Here is an 18,742-nt window from a genome sequence, read left to right as displayed (position 1 = left end):
AATTATGATAAATGCACAACAACTTGATTTAACTACTTCTGCGCTGGCACAGGTGTTAACATTCAGACAGCCTGCAGATGTTGTGCTCTCAGCTTTTTTCCGGCGTGAGCGCAAGCTGGGTATGCGTGACCGGCAGGAAATAGCTGAAACTGTGTTTGCTACTATCCGCCATTTGCAGAAAATTCAGAAGATGCTGCCAAAACCGCATCAAAAACCACGTCGGGCAGCTTTGGCTGCATTGGTTTTAGGGCGGGGAATAAGCGTACACGGTGCAGAATCACTTTGTGACTCAGAAGAAAAACAGTGGCTGATTGATGTTAAAGAGCAAAAGTCTGCTTTTGCCTCCGATCTGACTACAGCTGCTGAGCTGCCTCAATGGTTAATTGAGTGTCTGCAACAGCAGGGCTGGGATGATAATCAGATTGCTATTTACGGTCGCAGCGTTATGCAGCCGGCGCCGCTGGATGTACGGGTAAATACTCAGAAAGGTAAACGTGATAAGATTCTGTCTGAGTTACAGGCAGAAGGATTGCGTGCTGAAGCTACGCCTTTTTCGCCATGGGGAATCCGGCTATTTGATAAACCGGCTTTAAACAAGCATCCGCTGTTTTTAGACGGTGTGCTGGAAGTTCAGGATGAAGGCAGTCAGCTGCTGGCGTTGATAACAGGCGTTAAACGCGGTCAGATTGCTGTCGATTTCTGTGCCGGAGCCGGTGGTAAAACACTGGCAATGGGGGCAATGATGGCAGGCAGTGGCCGGCTGTATGCTTTTGATGTGGCAGAAAAACGTTTGGCTAATATGAAGCCGAGAATGGTTCGGGCAGGTCTGACTAATATTCATCCGCAACGGATTGATAATGAGCATGATGCCCGTATTGCCAGATTAAAGAATAAGGCAGATTGTGTGCTCGTGGATGCACCCTGTTCCGGAATGGGCACCTTGCGTCGTAATCCTGATTTAAAATATCGTCAGAGTAATGACAATATCCGGACGTTGCTCGAGCAGCAACAATCAATTTTACAGGCAGCTTCTGAACTGGTACGTCCGGGCGGAAGGCTTGTATATGCAACTTGCAGTATTCTGGAAACGGAAAATCAGCAACAGTTAAATAATTTTCTGGCAGCCAATACAGGCTGGCATATAGAACCGGTGCAGACTTTGCTTAAAAGTAATGTCTTACCTGATATGCAGGGTGACTATCTGCAGTTGAATACCGGTGAACATCATACAGACGGTTTTTTTGCCGCTGTACTTACACGCATTAAATAAAGTGATATAAGAAGGAATGTACATGAGTACTCAGGAAAGAATTAAAACGCTTGTTACTGAACATCCGGTTGTGTTGTTCATGAAAGGCACTAAGCAGTTTCCACAGTGTGGTTTTTCATCCCGTGCTGTACAAATTTTGCAAGCTGCCGGTTTAAAAGAGTTCTATACTGTTAATGTGCTCGAAGATGAAGATATCCGTCAGGGTATCAAGGAATATGCAGACTGGCCGACAATTCCGCAATTGTATGTAAAAGGTGAATTTGTCGGTGGTTCTGACATTATGCTGGAGATGTACGAAGCAGGTGAATTGCAGACTTTGCTGGCGTCTGTCTGACAGAGTTTTGTTCGGAAATATTTTCCGGTAGCTGTTTTATTCAGGTTTTATAGCAATTATTTTTTGGAACTGGCTATGAATATAAATGTGATTGACCATCCTCTGGTGAAGCACAAGCTGTCATTAATGCGAGAAGAAGATTGCAGTACTTATCGTTTTCGTACGCTGACTAAAGAACTGGCACGCTTAATGGCTTATGAAGCCAGCCGTGATTTTGATATAGAAATTGTCAAAATGCAGGGCTGGTGTGGTGAGATTGATGCTTACCAGATTAAAGGCAAAACGGTTACTATTGTACCGATTCTGCGGGCAGGGCTGGGTATGCTGGATGGCGTACTGGACTTAATCCCTACAGCTAAAATCAGTGTAGTAGGTTTACAGCGCGATGAAGAAACGCTGGAGCCTGTACCTTATTTTGAAAAATTTGTCAGTCAGATGGATAAACGCCCGGCATTGATCATTGATCCAATGCTGGCAACAGGCGGATCCATGAATGCAACTATTGAGTTACTTAAGAAAAAAGGTTGCAAGGATATTAAGGCATTGGTTCTTGTAGCAGCTCCGGAGGGGGTAAAGGCTGTCAATGAAGCTCATCCTGATGTGACTATTTATGCAGCGGCTCTGGATGATCATCTAGATGATAATGGCTATATTATTCCTGGTTTGGGCGATGCTGGTGACAAGATTTTTGGTACCAAGCACTGGTAATTTAAATTCAGATTATTTCATGCAGTCTGATCGCTGAAAGAATCTGTTAATAAAAAAACACAGAATTTTCTGTATGGAAGATTCTGTGTTTTTTTATTATGCTGAATTAAATCCAGATTTGTTTTTAAAAATGGATATGGGTATCAGATAAATATTCTAAATAGAATTGGTTTGTTGGATAAGAAATAAGTTTTTGTTTATAAAATGATAAATCGAATATTTGCCGGTTAATTATAATCTGATGCAATCATTTTATAAGATTTAAGATGTTATTTGTTTTGTGCTTGCAGCTTATCTGGGCTGAATATCAGGCTTACAGCCAGTCCTGCTTTCTGTTCTGAATTTCGCAGGCCAGAGTCTGCCAGACTGATACTGATGTGCCACTGATCACACAGGGTTTTAACGATTGCCAGCCCGAGACCGCTTCCGCTTTCATTGTTGCCCAAAATACGATAAAACGGTTCAAATACTAGCTGGCGTTCAGTTTCAGAGATTCCCTGACCATTGTCTTCTATAAGTAAAATCGTTTTGTTATCTGTAGTTGGTCTAATGCCAATGCATATTTGCCCATCAACAGGAGTGTATTTGATGGCATTACTCAGTATATTTTTCAAAATAGTATATAAATCATTACTGCTGACTGGCAGAAAAACATCTTCGCTAATGTCGAAACTTAAGTTCTGTTTTTTTTGTTCGGCCAGCGGCAATAATTCGGAAATTAAATCACGCAGTAAGGGCATTAGTGCAGTTTTCTGAGCATTGTTCGCTATCAGATGTTGCTGCTGCTGATGCTGTGCTCTGGCCATAGATAATAATTGGATAAGCAGCTGTTCGGTTCTTGCAATACCTGCTTTGATTTGTTCAATAAGTTTGTGTTGTTCCTGAATAGTTAATTCCGGTTCATCAAAACGTGCTATTTGCAAGGTAAGTGCGGTAATTGGTGTACGTAATTCATGTGCTGCATGACTAATAAATTTTTTATCATGCTCCATCGCAGCCTGTAGCTGACTGAACAGGCGGTTAAGTGCGGTAATGAAAGGGCGGATTTCTGTCGGTACGTGCCTGGTATCCAAAGGTGATAAATCATTGGCGTTGCGTGCGGTTAATTCGCTACTCATTTCCTGCGTTGCCCGAAACAGGCGGCGAATCCAGATAGCTGTAAACAGCCATAGAATAGGCATTAAAATAAGAAATGGCCAGACTACACTTAATGCACTGTCTTTGGCTATATGATTTCGGTATGCTGTACGCTGAGCAACAATAATTCGCTCACGTTCACGGGTGAGCAGGTAAACCCGCCAATGACGAGCTACCGTAGTAAAGTTATGAAAACCATCAGGTAATTGTTGAAGGTTCTGCACAGCATTATCATCTCCCATCAGAATATTGAGATAGGGTGAATCTAGTGTCTGTGCCAGCACGCGTGGTTTGGGCAGCGTTCTGGCGCTTTCAGGAAAATTAAGGTCTTCCTGTGTATCTCTGCGCAGTATGGAACTGCGCGGATCAAGTAAATGGGCTATCTGCTCCAGCTGAGCATCTTGTAAATCCTGTGTTTCCCGAAAAGCAGTCTGATAGGCAAGAATGTCACCAATAATAGCGATTGAAGTTACTACGATGGTTAAAACCAGTAATAAGCGCCACTGTAGTGATGAGACTATCCGCGTCGGTCTACCAGCCATCCCAGTCCTCGTACATTTTTAATCACATTACTGCCCAGTTTTTTTCTAATTCCGTGAATAACTACTTCTACGGCATTGCTTTCTACTTCTTCATTCCAGCCGTAGAGCTTTTCTTCCAGTTCCTGTCGTGACAGTATCGTGCCGGGTTGGAGCAATAAACTGTACATCAAAGCGTATTCTCGTGCTGACAGGCGGGTAACCTGTCCGTTGGCACTGATTTCACGAGTAGCAGGATTCAGGGTAATGGTGCCATTGCTTAGTATAGGAGTAGCATGTCCGCTACGGCGGCGTAATAAAGCCCGGATACGTGCCAGTAATTCGGAAGGCGCAAAAGGTTTAATTACATAGTCATCGGCACCGCTGTCCAGACCATTAATACGTTCTTCCACTGTGTCTCGGGCAGTAATCAGAATAACGGGTAAATCACAGTTTTTTGCACGCAAGTGACGTAAAACACTTAGACCATCCTGTCCGGGTACACCAATATCCAGTAGGGCAATATCATAAATTTCTGGTTGCAATGCATTTTCAGCTGCTATACCGTCAGCAACACAATCAACGGCAAAACCGGCAGCATGCAGCATATCGCTTAATGCCTCTGCAATCATTTTGTCGTCTTCAAGAAGTAAAATTCGCATGAGTTAACATTTTTCCGCATAGACTTGTAAACCAGTCTGTATTGTTTCAGACTGTGAGATATCTATGATAACAAAAACCGTTTCAGGATTCCTGAAACGGTTTTATTCAAACGTTAACCAGCGACTGATTAGTTAGTTTCAGTAGTGGTAGTAGTTTGTTTAGTTGTAGTAGTACTAGCAGCTGCTTTTCTGGCATGTGCTTTTTTAGTATGTACTTTTTTTGCTGGTGCTTTTTTAACAGCTGGTTTTACAGTTTTAGCACTGGTGTTTTCAGCTGTAGTGGTTGTAGTAGTGGTGGTAGCTGTAGCTGGTTTAGGGGGAGTAGCAAAGGCAGCAGCAGCAGTTAAACCAAAGATAGCACTTACAACAGCAGCAGTGATTTTTTTCATGACAGATCTCCATTAAAAGTAATTAAAGACAATAACCATCTCGGTTCTTGTTGATGCACAGTATGGCTTTAAATACTTAGGCAAGACTTAGCTAAATGTTGTTTATTGTTAATTTAATGTAATTAAATGTTATTATTTAGAGTAAGTATAGATTCGCTTATTAGTTTAAAATTTAAAATAATATGCATTTATAATGGTTTATGTTTGATATATTGAATAAAGACTATTATTTATATGCTATTGAAATCTATTTGTTAATAAAAAATAAATGAGATTTTTATAAAAAATGGAACTTAATCTTGTCTTAATATGTGACTGCTAAAAGTATAAATATAAAGATATTTAAATTACGTGATTATTAGTTCAGAGTTGATTATTATCTATGATACCAGTGTATGTTTTACTTTTGACATACACTTGACATACACTGGTAAGAATAAATGTCTCAGACAGTGCGCGCAATTTCCGTAAATGCTTCGGCAGCTAAACCCAGTGTATCTGCAATGATTTCACTGCTATGAGCAGCTGAAACAAAACCCGCTTCATATGCTGATGGTGCAAATGCAACACCGCGTGACAGCATGGCATGGAAAAACTCTTTAAATAATATCTGATTGGTATTTTGCATATCTGCAAAACAGGATGGCAGATTATTAGTAAAGTAAAAACCAAACATTCCGCCTTCACTGCGGCTGCTGAAAGGGATATTGGCTTCACGTGCGATTGCTGTCAGACCATCACTCAACTGTCGGGTATGTTTGCTGAGTGTAGTGTAAAAATCCGGTCGTTGTATGATTTCCAGTGTTTTTAGTCCGGCTGCTACACATACCGGATTACCGGAAAGGGTACCTGCCTGATAAACAGCACCTAAAGGCGATATACATGCCATAATGTCTGCACGGCCACCGAAAGCTGCTACTGGCATGCCTCCGCCAATTACTTTGCCAATTGTCGTTAAATCAGGCTTAATACCATGGATAGATTGTGCCCCGCCCAGAGCAACGCGAAAACCAGTCATTACTTCATCGTAAATAAGAACACTTCCATACTGTTCTGTAAGTTCACGCAGTGCCTGAACAAACTCAGTTGTGGCGGGGATCATGTTCATATTACCGGCAATTGGTTCGACAATAACACAGGCAATACTGTCGCCCTTGCTGGCAAACGTTTGTTGTAAAGCCTCAACGTCATTATAAGGTAATACCAGGGTATGGCGGCTGAAATCTTCAGGTACGCCGGCAGAGCTGGGATTACCAAAGGTTAGCAGACCAGATCCGGCTTTAACCAACAGACTATCTGAATGACCATGATAACAGCCTTCAAATTTGATGATATTGTCCCTGCCGGTAAAACCTCTGGCCAGACGGATTGCACTCATGGTTGCTTCTGTACCTGAACTGACCAGTCGAATCTGCTCCATGCTGGGCATGATATGGCGTATTTCTTCAGCAATTCGGATTTCATTTTCTGTCGGTGCGCCAAAAGATAAGCCATTTTCGGCCGCCTGACAGACTGCCTGAACAACTTCAGGATGTGCATGACCGACAATGGCTGGTCCCCATGAACCGACATAATCAACATAACTGGTTTGATTTTCATCCCATACATAAGCTCCCTGAGCTTTGTTAATAAAGCGGGGTATGCCGCCGACACTGCCAAAAGCCCGTACAGGAGAATTTACTCCGCCGGGAATAATGGTTTTTGCCTCTTCAAAGAGCTGCTGGTTTCTATCCATGATTATGACCTCTGCTTTATTGGAATATCAGATAACTTGTATTCAGGGATTAATCATACTATCGATTACCCTTAAAGGTTAATTGTCTTTAGCTTTTCGAACAGGAATCCGGAAGATAAAATAAAATATCAGGGTAGCAGTAAGTAATTTTAATGGTGAAATAATTGATTTATTAAATATTAATATGTAATTTCTTACTATTAATAATTGATTAAGTAATACTTTCTATTTTCAAAGAAATAAAATTATCTATAGCTGATTGTAAAATCGTAAGTCTCACATACATAAAGACAGAGCTAAGATTTCAGATTTAAAATCTTATAGCTGTATGAAATTTATGTTTTTTAGCTAAATTAATGGACAGAATTCTCAGATTCTAAGGTAACTAAAAGAAAATTACTAAACTAGCGTACGTAGCATACGAATAAAACGCGGAAATTTTGATAAATGCTGCACCCACTGATAAACCATTAAAGTGTAGCTTTCCTGCGCAATAAAGCGTAATTTCGACTGGGTTGCGGTGTAGCGGGTAGTCGGAGTAGGCGAAAGCTGTACATTTAAACCCAGATCACGTGCCATAAAGCAAGCACGTGCCAGATGATATGGATCGCTGACAATAATAAAACTGTTTAGATCATTATCATCAGCTATGGCTTTTGCATTAACCAGATTCTGCCAGGTATCGCGCGAATGATTTTCATAAATAATATCATTGGCATCAACACCGTTACGGATAGCATAGCGACGTCCGACGGCTGCTTCCGTCATGAAACCGGCTCTGGGGCTGCCACCAGTAAAGAGAATTTTTTTTACTATGCCGGCACGATACAGATTAATGGCATGATTGATACGTTCACGGAAAACTGGTGAAGGGCGCTTATCCCATGCGGCTGCGCCAAGCACGATAGCGGCATCGGCTTCTGTCGGTACTTGCTGCGGATGGCTGAGCTGGTAGACTGTAGCAACACTAAAAGCATAGTTGGCCCCAACAAATAGGCTGCATCCGGCAATTACAGTGCGCAGACAATACCAAAAACCTAAACGTGTGCCGGAGCTCATTTATTGTTCTAGTAAAGCTTCAATATTCGTTAACGGGCGACCTATAGCGGCATGTTCGCCGTATACAGCTATCGGTCGTTCAATCAAAATCGGATGTGCTGCCATTGCGGCAATCAGAGTATCTTCATCTGCTTCAAGCAGATTCAGTTGTGTGAACAAATCATCTTTACTGCGCATCATTTCCCGTGCTGAGTTGATGGCCAGTTTTTGTTTCAGTGAACGAATTTGTGCTTCGGATAAAGGCTCGGTCAGGTAGGGAATGACTTTGGTATTAATATTGCGTACTCGGAGTAAAGACAGGGCAGCGCGCGACTTAGAGCAATTTGGATTATGGTACAGTATGACGGTGTGTGTCATGATTATCCCTGAACTTCTATAAATAAAAAATCTAAATTGGAAGTGTGGACGAAACTTCAAATTTTGACAAGTATTATTAATTATTCTAAAGCTAAAGCTGAATTAATGTGTCGGATGTAAATAAATTATCTGCTTTTGAATATGCATTTCAATTGATTTATACAAAATAAAAATAAATAAACCCCTTACCTGCTAATGTTTTTGCGGCAAAATTGTATATGAATTATTCTATAATAATTGCTATTAAAGGTAATATTAAGGTAATGATATGTTTCCGTCTGCCCAAGTATTGAAAAAAATATTTTTAATTAGCGCACTGTTTCTGAGCTGTATTCGTGTGCATGCTTCAGAATTACAAAACTGGTCTCAGCGTACACCGGCTACTTTACCAACTAATTCCCCGATAATGGTAGTAAATGTCTGGGCAACTTGGTGTAAACCTTGTCGTAGTGAAATAGCTATGCTTTCGCGCTGGTACCAGCAACAACGAAATTCAGGAAAGAAAACCATTACTGTCGTTGGTGTATCTTTAGATAATGATGCAAATTTACAACGCTTTACTCAGCAGGTGTCCGTACCGTATCCGTTATACCGTTATACAGGTTCGGATAGCCGCGCATGGATGCAACGTTTAGGCAATAATATTGGCGGAGTACCTTTTACTCAGGTTCAGGCACCTAAATGCGGTTTTCAGCGGGCATTGATAGGTACACTGAGTGAAATAAAGCTGAATCAAGTGATTGCTGAAGCCAGACGGCAGTGTAAACAGCACAACGTTCATTTATAGATTTTCCTGTAGGTCAAGATTAAAGTGGGTGCCACGGTTCATTTGCTGATTCAGTCCGTCCTGTACCATTAATAGTGCAGTTACCAGTGACAGTTTATGTTGCTGATTAATGGTTTGCTGATACCAGTATTGTAAGATTTCATGCAGTGTGAGCATTTCATCAGTTCGCCGGCAAATTCCAAAATAACGGCTCATAGAGTGTTGCAGTGCTTGCATGCTGAAAGAAGGGATATCCTGAATCGGATGAGGATGTTCCGGAAAAATAATTTCCTGCCAGGTTAATTCTGATGAATTCTTCTGCTGATTGATTGGCCATGTTTGCGGATATTCTTTAGAAGCAATTATCGATGCCGCGGCATTGCGTCCGGTTACGACACATTCAAGTAAAGAATTACTGGCCAGACGATTGGCACCATGTAGCCCGGTACAGGCAGTTTCACCTATAGCATACAACTGAGCCATATCGGTACGCCCATTGGTGTCTGTAACAATGCCGCCACAGGCATAATGTGCTGCTGGTGCTACCGGAATTAATTCACGAGTGATATCCAGACCCTGTTGCAGACAATGCTGGTGAATTTGTGGAAAATGTGTGCGGATAAAGCTTTCAGGTAAATGAGTGATATCCAGATACACACAGTGATGGCCGGTTTTGGCTATTTCGCTGGCAATGGCGCGTGCAACAATATCACGCGGAGCCAGTTCGGCACGGTTATCGTATTCAGGCATAAAGCGCCGGCCTTGCTGATTACGTAAAATACCTCCTTCACCGCGTACAGCCTCAGAAATCAGAAAACACGGATTTTCAGGTAAGGCAAGTGCTGTGGGATGGAACTGTACAAAAGCCAGATTTTGCGTTCTGCAACCAGCCAGAGCCGCTAAAGCAACTCCTTGCCCATTTGCTGTTACCGGATTAGTGGTCAGAGTGAATAATTGTCCCAATCCTCCGGTTGCCAGTACTGTATGCTTAGCCTGAATAGTTACAGTCTCATCAGTTTGTGCCATCTGTACGACTGCTCCGGTACAAACTGAATTTTCATGCACTAAATCGATAACACAGCTATGCGGCAAAATATGAATATTTGGTCGTGCTGATAGCTGTTGCTGGAGTGTACGAGTAATACTGTGACCAGTATGATCTGCCGCATGTACGATACGCCGCCGGCCATGTCCGCCTTCACGTGTCAGATGCAGGCGACCATTCTCACGGGTAAATTCCACGCCATGGGCGCATAACCATTCAATAGCACTGTTGCCTTCAGCCAGAATTTCGGCAGTCTGTTTTTCATTACAGCAGCCGGCACCAGCTATAAGCGTATCCTTAATATGTTCGGCTACACTGTCTGCCTGATCAATAACGGCTGCTACACCGCCTTGTGCCAGATTACTGGCACAGGTTGATAAATCTTCTTTTGCCAGCAAAGTAATGTGAAAATTTTCCGGTAAAGATAAGGCTACCGTCAGCCCGGCCAAACCGGCACCGATAATCAAAACATCGGTATTATTAACAGAGCAGGGTGTGATATTGGTCATGTTGGCTAATCCAGTGAGCAAAAATATCGGGGGAATGGTTTTCTGTATGGTGAAGATTGGTCTTATCAGTATGAAATTCCCGCCATGCAGTTGAAAAATCAAGCATACGCTGTATGGAAATACCAGCCTGTTTACCTAAAGCAGAAGGTAGATCAATTTTATGCTGTTCTGGTTTGCTTAAAGCATCTATACAGGCTTGTAATCCGTTCATAGCCATCCAGGGACAGAAAGCACAAGACTTGCAGGTGGCACCATTGCCTGCAGTAGGTGCGGCCAGAAAGGTTTTTTCCGGAGCATGTTTATGCATTTCATGTAATATGCCCTGATCTGTCGCTACAATAAATGTATCTGCCGAATCGTGAATTGCTGCCTGCAATAGACGGCTGGTAGAACCTACTACATCAGCTAAAGCGACTACAGCAGCCGGTGATTCAGGATGAACCAGTATTTTGGCATGCGGATAGCGTGCTTTCATTAAAGCCAGCTCCTGACCTTTAAATTCATTATGTACCAGACAGGAACCCTGCCAGAGCACCATATCTGCACCCGTCTGATTCTGAATATATTCTCCAAGATGTCTGTCCGGGCCCCAGATAATTTTTTTTCCTTGGGCATGTAAAAAAGAAACAATTTCCAGAGCAATTGACGAAGTAACGACCCAGTCAGCCATGGCCTTAACTTCGGCACTGGTATTGGCGTAAACCACAACTGTCCGATCCGGATACTGGTTGCAGAAAGCAGTAAATTCTTCTGCCGGACAACCCAGATCAAGAGAGCAGGTCGCTTCAGTATCGGGCATAAGAATAGTTTTTTCTGGACTGAGTATTCGTGCTGTTTCGCCCATAAATTTCACTCCGGCTACCAATAATGTCTGTGCCGGATGCTGTGCTCCGAAACGTGCCATTTCCAGTGAATCACCAACCATGCCGCCAGTAGCCAGAGCCAGATCCTGCAATTCCGGTTCAACATAGTAATGTGCCAGCATCACAGCCTGCTGTTGCTGTAATAAAGCTTTTACCCGTTCAATATATTTTTGCTTTTGCTGCCGGTCCAATTGCTGTGGAATTTTAGCCCAGGCACATTGCAGCACAGCAGATTCATCTTTAGTAGTTTGTGCAGCATTTTCAGTAGCTGCAACTGATGACAATTGTGGTTTTTCGTAATCGAATGCACGCCATTGATTGGTACTTTGCATAATCGCTCCTGAAAGGAATAATTAATTATGCTCATAATGAGTATATAAGGCAATACGAAAAAACTAAAAACTCGAATAAACTCGACTGAATGTGATAATCAGTTGAATACAGTTAGATACAACGGTGCTTTTGCGGTAATGTACTCAATCAGTGAATTTTGTTTTTTTGCGACAAATTCTTTACAATTAGCCAGCTTTAATAAAGGAGTTTATCCGCATGCACTCTTCAGCTGAATATTCATCTTCAAGTTATAGCGACAGTGCAGCTGAACTCGTGGCGGTATTGTTTGCTGTTACCGATTTTAGTGCTCGGGTACTTACCATAAACGATGGAAAACTATTGCCATATGGTCCGCTGAAACCTGTACATCATTCTTTACAGGCTGGTGCCAGAACCTGGGTACATCAGCAGACAGGTCAGCCATTAGGCTATATGGAACAGTTATATACATTTGTTGATGTCAAACGCAGCCATCATTGCGGCCATGCTGTAATTAATATCAGCTATCTCGGACTGGTAAAAGAAGCTGCTGAGAGTGGTTTAAAGCTGGAAGCCAAATGGCATGACTGGTATGAATTTTTTCCTTGGGAAGACAGCAGACTGCCTCAGCAAAAGCAGATCCTTGATCAATTAATCCTGCCGATGCAAAACTGGGTAGATGCTGCTCCGAATCAGGAAATCCGCAATCAGCGTCAGCAGCGCCTGAATTTATGCTGGGGAATAAACGGGCAGCAATGGCTGGCAGAAAATGTTCTGTTGCGTTATGAATTGATGTATGAAGTTGGCATGATTATTGAATCTCCCTATTTCGACGGTCGTCTGCCGGCCATGCTGACCGGTCGCTCCATGCAGTTTAATCATCGCCGTATTCTTGCTACTGCTGTATCTCGTTTACGAGCTAAATTACAGTATCGTCCGGTGATTTTTGATTTAATGCCGCCTCAATTTACTCTATATCAGTTGCAGAGAAGCATAGAGGCGCTGAATGGCGTAGATTTGCATAAACAGAATTTTCGCAGATTAATCAACAATCAGCAGCTGGTTGTGCCAACCGGAAACACAATAGTGGCTGAGCGCGGACGTCCGGCACAGTTGTACCGTTTTAATGAAAATGTTTTACAGGAAAGTCTGCTCTCCGGTTACAGATTACCATTAATTAATAATCATATTCAGTAATTCGGTTAGCGTAATTGGCATCAATTCCGTTGATAAAATAGAAATTTATTTGCTTATTATTTGTTAACGTATTTTCAGACTTTGACTACTGATATATACTCTAAAAGAGTATATATCAGGGCTTAACAATATGATTAGCGATTTACCAGAAATAATTATCCGACCACTGGTACAGGCTGCACTGTCAGAAGACTTAGGCAGACGCGGAGATGTTACCTCGCAGGCAGTGATACCGGAAGACAGGATGGCCGCATTCAGTATTGTAACCAGAGTGCCCGGTGTGGTATGCGGTTTAGAGCTGGCCAGGCAGAGCTTCGCTCTGATGAATGAAAATCTGGAATTTACTGCATACAAAAATGATGGTGAGATTATCGCTGCCGGTACAGTGCTGGCCCGGGTTGCCGGTAATGCGCGTGCTATTCTCGCTGCCGAACGTACAGCGTTAAATTTTCTGACGCATCTTAGTGGGATAGCCACTACAACTCATAAAATTCAGAAATCAATAGCCCATACCGGAGCTCAGCTGACGTGTACACGTAAAACCATACCTAATTTGCGTATAGTCCAGAAATATGCAGTAAGAATGGGCGGGGGACGTAATCATCGTATGGGGCTGGATGATGCCATACTGATTAAGGACAATCACATTGCGCTTAGCGAAGGAGATATTATTACTGCTGTTAAGCAGGCTAAATCTTATGCCGGCCATTTGATTGCAGTGGAAGTAGAAATTGACACATTGGAGCAATTGCGTCAGGTTCTGGATGAAGGCGTCAGTTTGGTATTGCTGGATAATATGTCAATAGAAGAAATGCGAACAGCTGTGAGCTGGTGTAAGGGACATTGTCAGACTGAGGCTTCAGGTAATTTGCGACCGGATACTGTGGTAGCTGCTGCAGAAACAGGCGTAGATTTTCTGGCGATGGGCTATCTGACCCACAGCGCACGCTATCTGGATATTGGTCTGGATTATGCAGATAATCAGAATATTCTGAAAAAGTGAAAATAATCAAAAATTTTGTTTTAGAACAAATATCATATTATCATTAATTAGTACAATAATATATCTTTTATAAGAATAAATATTATTTAATAATGAAAAAACTAATTATTTGGTATAGCTATTTTTGTTTGTTGCTGCCATTAACTGCGTATGCGGTGGTAGTCAATGATGTTACCGGTATGACGCCGGTACAGATGACCGCTGTAATACAGCCGGAATCAACCGAAGAGGTTGCAGAGCTGATTAAGCACACAACCGGTCCCATTAGTATAGCTGGTGGTAAATACAGTATGGGCGGGCAAACTGCAGTTCAGAATGGCGTGCAAATAGATACTCAAAAACTCAATCATGTAATTGCTTTTAATCCTGAACAAAAACTTTTAACTATAGAAGCAGGTGCAAACTGGCGTCAGGTACAAGAACTGATTGATCCATATGGATTATCTGTGAAAATCATGCAAAGTCTGGCTGATTTTAGTATCGGTGGTTCTTTAAGTGTTAATGTACATGGTCGATATATGGGGGCAGGTCCTATTATCCTGTCTGTTGAGCAAATTAAAATAGTACTGGCAGATGGTTCAATAGTTTTAGCCAGCCCGCAAGAAAATTCGGATATTTTTTATGGTGCTATTGGTGGCTATGGTGCATTGGGTGTTATCACAGAAGTGACATTACGCCTTACTGAAAATGTAAAAGTAAAACGAATTAATGATGTGATGCCGATTAGTCAGTATTCCTCTTATTTCTCTGAGCAGATTCGTTCTGACAGAACGGCCATATTTCATAATGCCATTATTTATCCTCCTGATTTCAAAAAAGTTAGGGCTGTGACTTTTAAGCAGACTGATGAACCATTAACCATTTCTGCCCGTTTAAGACCACTTTCTGCACCTACACGCAAACGCCAAAGACAATTGAAAATTGTTGCTGCATCGGATTTTGGTAAAGAATTGCGCAAATTATATGATGATGCCTATTTTGTAAAACAGCCAGTAATGATGCGTAATTATGAAGCCAGCTTAGCAGTAGCACTTTTAGAGCCTATTTCCATGCAAGATAAAAGTTTTGCTTTGGAAGAATATTTCATACCGGTAAAAAAGTTTGATGATTTTTATCCGCAGATGATCGACATCCTGAAAAAGCATCAGGCAAATATTATCAATATCTCTATTCGTCATGCTATTCCTGATAGTGGTTCTTTGCTGGCATGGGCTCAAACTGAGGTATTTGCTTTTGTGATTTATTATCAGCAAGGAACTGATGAACAGAGTAAAAAGCAGGTAGGAATATGGACACGGGAGTTAATAGATGCGGCATTGGCAAACGGAGGTACTTATTATTTACCTTATCAATTGCATGCAACTGAGGAGCAATTTCAGCGTGCATACCCACGGGCAGCAGAATTTTTTAAGCTTAAAGAGCGCTTAGATCCGGAGAATAAATTCAGTAATCTATTTCTGGAGCGGTACCGTCCGGCAACGGCTCACTAGACATAGAGTTTGAACTTAGCTTTGAGCGAATTGAATATTTCCAGAATAGAGATGAAAAACTGGTGTGGTATATTATCGCCACACCAGTAATCAGAAAAAAAGTTGATTATCCGTAGCGGCGCTGAAACTCTTGCATGAACTCTACTAAAGCTTCAACCCCTTGTATGGGCATGGCATTATAAATACTCGCCCGCATTCCGCCCATTGATTTATAGCCTTGTAATCCGCTCAAACCATGAGCATTGGCTTGCAGTACAAATAATTTATCCAGCTCTTTTGTAGGTGTATGGAAAATAACATTCATCTGTGAGCGTGCATGCTGTTTCACATTATTGATATAAAATCCATTGCTGTTATCGATGGCAGAATACAAAGTTTCAGCTTTAAGGGTATTAATGGCTTCCATCTGTTCCACACCACCGTGAGTTTGCAGCCAGCGAAATACCAGACCTGAAATATAAATCGGGTAAGTTGCCGGAGTGTTGTACATTCCCTGCCGGCTGATATGACTTTGATAATTCCACACATCAGGTATTCGTTCAGAACAACGATCAAGCAAATCTTCCCGAATAATCACAATAGTAGCACCTGATGGTCCGATATTTTTTTGTGCACCGGCATAAATAACGCCAAAATCTGCCACATTTACTGGTCGTGATAAAATTTCGCTCGACATATCGCAGATGACAGGGGGCAAACCATCTGGTTTGGGAATATTGCGATATTGCAGACCATGTACTGTTTCATTAATGCAGTAATGAACAAAAGCAGAATTTGGATCCACATCCCAGCTTTCAACTGGCGGTACATCTGTGTAGTTATATAAATCACCACCATGTGCTGCCAGATGTATTTCTGCATCGGAAAGTTTACCCATCTGGCTGTGTGCGATACGGCTCCAGTTACCGGAGACTACTGAATCAACCCGCTTAAAACCATTGGCCAGATTCATCACGACCATATTGAACTGGGCACTGGCACCGCCCTGCATGAACAAAACTTTATAGTTGTCCGGAATATGCATAAGCTGGCGCAGATCCTGCTCGGCATGGTGCAGAATACTGATAAAAGCATCTGATCGATGGCTCATGGTCATGACTGAGCAACCAGTACCGTTATAATCCAGCATTTCAGCCTGTGCTGTTTCTAATACGGCCTCTGGCAGTATTGCAGGACCGGCAGAAAAATTGTATGTGTTCAGTGTTGTCATGAATAAATTTAAACCTGTTACAGAAATGTACTGTTGTTGATTAATTTCAGTGCGTTTGATGGTTGTGTATACACCGGCAGTCTGTTTACAGATTAATGTTGCAATCTGTCAGTGAACTGGTGAAATTCTAGTTGCTTGATAATGGGAACGCAAATACAAAACCGTTTTGCATGTAAAGTAGCAAAAGTATGGTTATTTCTGCCTGTTAGTATAATGGATTTAGTTTAAACCACTTTTTTTTTACGTTTGAACAGGTAATTTTTCTATAAATAATCGGATTTATTCTGAGATAAGCCATCAGTCTTATCTTTATATTCAGCCCTCACTGCTTTTATCCAGTGGGATAATATTGGTTGCCCCCAGTTTTTGTAGTTCCTGTAATACATATTCCCAGGCTTCTGGTAAAAAAGCAGAATTTTCACTATGTGTTTTCAGACCGAATTCCAGACGGTAATAATGTATTTGTTCTTCTGCCGGTAAATCATCACGAATGGTGGGTAAACTAAAAGTTTTAATCCCAGGCCAGTTTTGTTCAATTGCTTCCATCAATGGCGTAATTTTGGACTCAGGCACACCATCAACCAGAGCTGCTTTAGTCACCAGTTTTTGCCGGAAAAAATTTTGCTGGTAATATTGACTCAGTACCCACTGGGCCATAGGGTGTGCCATTTGGGGAAAGCCCGGGAAAAAATAATGCTCATTGATTGAAAAACCAGCAATGTTATTGAAAGGATTAGGAATCAGTGCTGAACCCTGTGGAAACTCAGCCATTTTTGCCCGTTGCAAATGTGCAGGGCTGTCAAGTGAATCTCCCTGTTTCAGTGAAATGGATTCAATTACTTTTAGTGCTTCCGGATGAGGTGTTAACGGCAGGTTTAATGCCTTTGCACAGGCTTGGCGAGTATGGTCGTCTGGTGTGGCACCTATGCCGCCGGTAACAAAAACAGGTATTTTTTCTTTAAATGATTCAATAAGCTGCCTGGTAATGACTACCTGATCATCTGGTAAATATTGCGCCCAGGCCATATATAAACCGTGTTGTTGTAATAATTGTTTGAAAAAAACAAAATGGCTGTCCTGACGCGAACCATTAAGAATTTCATCACCAATTATAATGATACCGAATTGCATACGAATACTCCTGTATTTGCGGCAGTTGTTGCATGATAGCTATATCCTGTCTGCCGAATAAAACATGAATGTTGTTTTATGTGCTGAATTATTTTAATGTGCAAGTGTAGTGTTATTTTAGCAAGGATGTACTTATGAATATCAAAAAATTAGCAGTTTCCGCTCTGATTGCCGGCAGTCTTGCGGCCTGTGCACATACATCTGACCGTAAGGTAAGTATGCGCGCCGTCACTGTTCCGCAGTTAAGCGCCTATGACTGGCAGCTGGCTGAAGCTACTGACCGGCATGGTCGGCCGTTACCCGGTTTTGCATCTGGCTCATCTATGACAATGAATTTTTCTGGTCAGCGGCTAAATGTTACCGGTGGCTGCAATAATATCAGTTCTAACTATCAGTTAAATGATCAGGATATGCAAATTCAGGCTCCTGTAAGCACTATGAAAGCCTGTGCGCCTGATATTATGGCGCAGGACTCTGCAGTTGTGGCTTTTATGAATGGTCAGAAATTACATGCAGGTCTGCTTAATACTGAGAATGACCAGAATGCGCAGCCACAATTATGGATTGAAAACCGCCGCGGTGATCATTTGCTCTGGCGCGGTGTCCCTGCTGCCGTTGCTCAATATGGTCAGCCTACTGTGGTATTTTGGGAAATAAGCCCGCAAACCCAAACCTGTCAAACTGCACAGGGGGCAGCTCAGTGTTTGAAAGTCAGAGAAATTAGCTACAATGATCAGGGCGTTAAGGTTAAAACTGGTGTATGGCGTAATTTTGCCGGCAAGATTGATGGCTGGCAGTTTAATCCGCAGGAAAATCAGGTATTACGTCTGAATGTATATGAGGTTAAACCGGCTGATGTAACGGGTACTGCTGCAGATAACCAATATGTTTATAAACTGGATCAGATAATCGAACGCTCAGTAGTGAAGTCTCCGAAGCATAAACATAAATAAAGTTTTCTATAATAGATAAATAAAAAGGCAATGAAAAAAATCATTGCCTTTTTATTTAACGGATATTTTGTATTCAATACATCCTAAAAAGTTG

The 18,742-nt window shown here is 41.9% G+C and carries 18 protein-coding genes; 8 read left to right on the top strand and 10 right to left on the bottom strand.

Annotated elements, in window-relative coordinates:
- Window positions 1-7: 7 nt before the first annotated feature.
- From H3T75_RS05160 to upp, 3 genes are all read left to right on the top strand, one after another.
- The gene (locus H3T75_RS05160) at window positions 8-1,270 is read left to right on the top strand and encodes an RsmB/NOP family class I SAM-dependent RNA methyltransferase (RefSeq protein WP_198211286.1); all 1,263 of its coding nucleotides are present in this window, start codon (window positions 8-10) and stop codon (window positions 1,268-1,270) included.
- 22 nt (window positions 1,271-1,292) lie between these two features.
- Window positions 1,293-1,604 (top strand): Grx4 family monothiol glutaredoxin, encoded by a 312-nt coding sequence (gene grxD, locus H3T75_RS05155; protein ID WP_025330563.1) that lies wholly within the window; start codon window positions 1,293-1,295, stop codon window positions 1,602-1,604.
- 75 nt (window positions 1,605-1,679) lie between these two features.
- Entirely contained in the window at window positions 1,680-2,312 is a 633-nt protein-coding gene (gene upp, locus H3T75_RS05150; protein ID WP_025330564.1) for a uracil phosphoribosyltransferase, read from the top strand.
- A gap of 269 nt (window positions 2,313-2,581) precedes the next feature.
- On the opposite strand, the gene H3T75_RS05145 is transcribed toward upp, so the two are convergent.
- The 6 genes from H3T75_RS05145 to arsC form a co-directional block, all read right to left on the bottom strand.
- Window positions 2,582-3,991: an ATP-binding protein gene (locus H3T75_RS05145; RefSeq protein ID WP_198211193.1), complete on the bottom strand. Its 1,410-nt coding sequence runs from the start codon at window positions 3,989-3,991 to the stop codon at window positions 2,582-2,584.
- Window positions 3,967-4,629, bottom strand: a complete 663-nt coding sequence (locus tag H3T75_RS05140) for a response regulator transcription factor (protein ID WP_084554366.1) — start codon at window positions 4,627-4,629, stop codon at window positions 3,967-3,969. Before H3T75_RS05140 ends, H3T75_RS05145 begins: the two co-directional genes overlap by 25 nt.
- A gap of 128 nt (window positions 4,630-4,757) precedes the next feature.
- Entirely contained in the window at window positions 4,758-5,018 is a 261-nt protein-coding gene (locus H3T75_RS05135) for a hypothetical protein (RefSeq protein ID WP_084551580.1), read from the bottom strand.
- Window positions 5,019-5,463: 445 nt separating this feature from the next.
- On the bottom strand, window positions 5,464-6,753 hold the full coding sequence (gene hemL, locus H3T75_RS05130) for a glutamate-1-semialdehyde 2,1-aminomutase (RefSeq protein WP_198211192.1): 1,290 nt from the start codon (window positions 6,751-6,753) through the stop codon (window positions 5,464-5,466).
- A 399-nt stretch (window positions 6,754-7,152) separates the two neighbouring features.
- The gene (locus H3T75_RS05125) at window positions 7,153-7,812 is read right to left on the bottom strand and encodes a YdcF family protein (protein WP_025330569.1); all 660 of its coding nucleotides are present in this window, start codon (window positions 7,810-7,812) and stop codon (window positions 7,153-7,155) included.
- Window positions 7,813-8,169, bottom strand: coding sequence for an arsenate reductase (glutaredoxin) (gene arsC / locus H3T75_RS05120; RefSeq protein ID WP_025330570.1), 357 nt, complete (start codon window positions 8,167-8,169; stop codon window positions 7,813-7,815).
- A gap of 268 nt (window positions 8,170-8,437) precedes the next feature.
- Here arsC and H3T75_RS05115 point away from each other — a divergent pair, with 268 nt between their 5' ends.
- Entirely contained in the window at window positions 8,438-8,956 is a 519-nt protein-coding gene (locus H3T75_RS05115; protein ID WP_198211191.1) for a TlpA disulfide reductase family protein, read from the top strand.
- Here H3T75_RS05115 and nadB read toward each other — a convergent pair.
- Together nadB and nadA are read right to left on the bottom strand one after the other, a co-directional pair.
- Complete coding sequence (gene nadB, locus H3T75_RS05110; protein WP_025330572.1) at window positions 8,951-10,489, bottom strand: L-aspartate oxidase; 1,539 nt, start codon at window positions 10,487-10,489, stop codon at window positions 8,951-8,953. The genes H3T75_RS05115 and nadB overlap by 6 nt on opposite strands.
- Window positions 10,461-11,684, bottom strand: coding sequence for a quinolinate synthase NadA (nadA, locus tag H3T75_RS05105; protein WP_198211190.1), 1,224 nt, complete (start codon window positions 11,682-11,684; stop codon window positions 10,461-10,463). Before nadA ends, nadB begins: the two co-directional genes overlap by 29 nt.
- Window positions 11,685-11,901: 217 nt before the next feature.
- On the opposite strand from nadA, the gene H3T75_RS05100 reads away from it, so the two are divergent.
- The 3 genes from H3T75_RS05100 (at window position 11,902) to H3T75_RS05090 (ending at window position 15,354) form a co-directional block, all read left to right on the top strand.
- On the top strand, window positions 11,902-12,861 hold the full coding sequence (locus tag H3T75_RS05100; protein WP_198211189.1) for a hypothetical protein: 960 nt from the start codon (window positions 11,902-11,904) through the stop codon (window positions 12,859-12,861).
- Between the two features lie 130 nt (window positions 12,862-12,991).
- Complete coding sequence (gene nadC / locus H3T75_RS05095; protein WP_198211188.1) at window positions 12,992-13,864, top strand: carboxylating nicotinate-nucleotide diphosphorylase; 873 nt, start codon at window positions 12,992-12,994, stop codon at window positions 13,862-13,864.
- A gap of 92 nt (window positions 13,865-13,956) precedes the next feature.
- Window positions 13,957-15,354 (top strand): FAD-binding oxidoreductase, encoded by a 1,398-nt coding sequence (locus H3T75_RS05090; RefSeq protein ID WP_198211187.1) that lies wholly within the window; start codon window positions 13,957-13,959, stop codon window positions 15,352-15,354.
- A gap of 106 nt (window positions 15,355-15,460) precedes the next feature.
- Here H3T75_RS05090 and serC read toward each other — a convergent pair whose 3' ends face one another.
- Both serC and H3T75_RS05080 read right to left on the bottom strand, forming a co-directional pair.
- A complete protein-coding gene (gene serC, locus H3T75_RS05085) occupies window positions 15,461-16,564 on the bottom strand; it encodes a 3-phosphoserine/phosphohydroxythreonine transaminase (RefSeq protein ID WP_198211186.1) in 1,104 nt (367 codons plus the stop codon).
- Window positions 16,565-16,879: 315 nt separating this feature from the next.
- Window positions 16,880-17,695, bottom strand: a complete 816-nt coding sequence (locus H3T75_RS05080; protein WP_198211185.1) for a molybdopterin-binding protein — start codon at window positions 17,693-17,695, stop codon at window positions 16,880-16,882.
- A 134-nt stretch (window positions 17,696-17,829) separates the two neighbouring features.
- On the opposite strand from H3T75_RS05080, the gene H3T75_RS05075 reads away from it, so the two are divergent.
- Window positions 17,830-18,648, top strand: coding sequence for a DUF4377 domain-containing protein (locus H3T75_RS05075; protein ID WP_198211184.1), 819 nt, complete (start codon window positions 17,830-17,832; stop codon window positions 18,646-18,648).
- The last annotated feature ends 94 nt before the right edge of the window (window positions 18,649-18,742 follow it).

This window comes from Snodgrassella sp. W8135 (assembly GCF_016101225.1).
GTDB classification, from domain to species: domain Bacteria; phylum Pseudomonadota; class Gammaproteobacteria; order Burkholderiales; family Neisseriaceae; genus Snodgrassella; species Snodgrassella alvi.
This window is presented reverse-complemented; position numbering and strand designations above follow the sequence as displayed.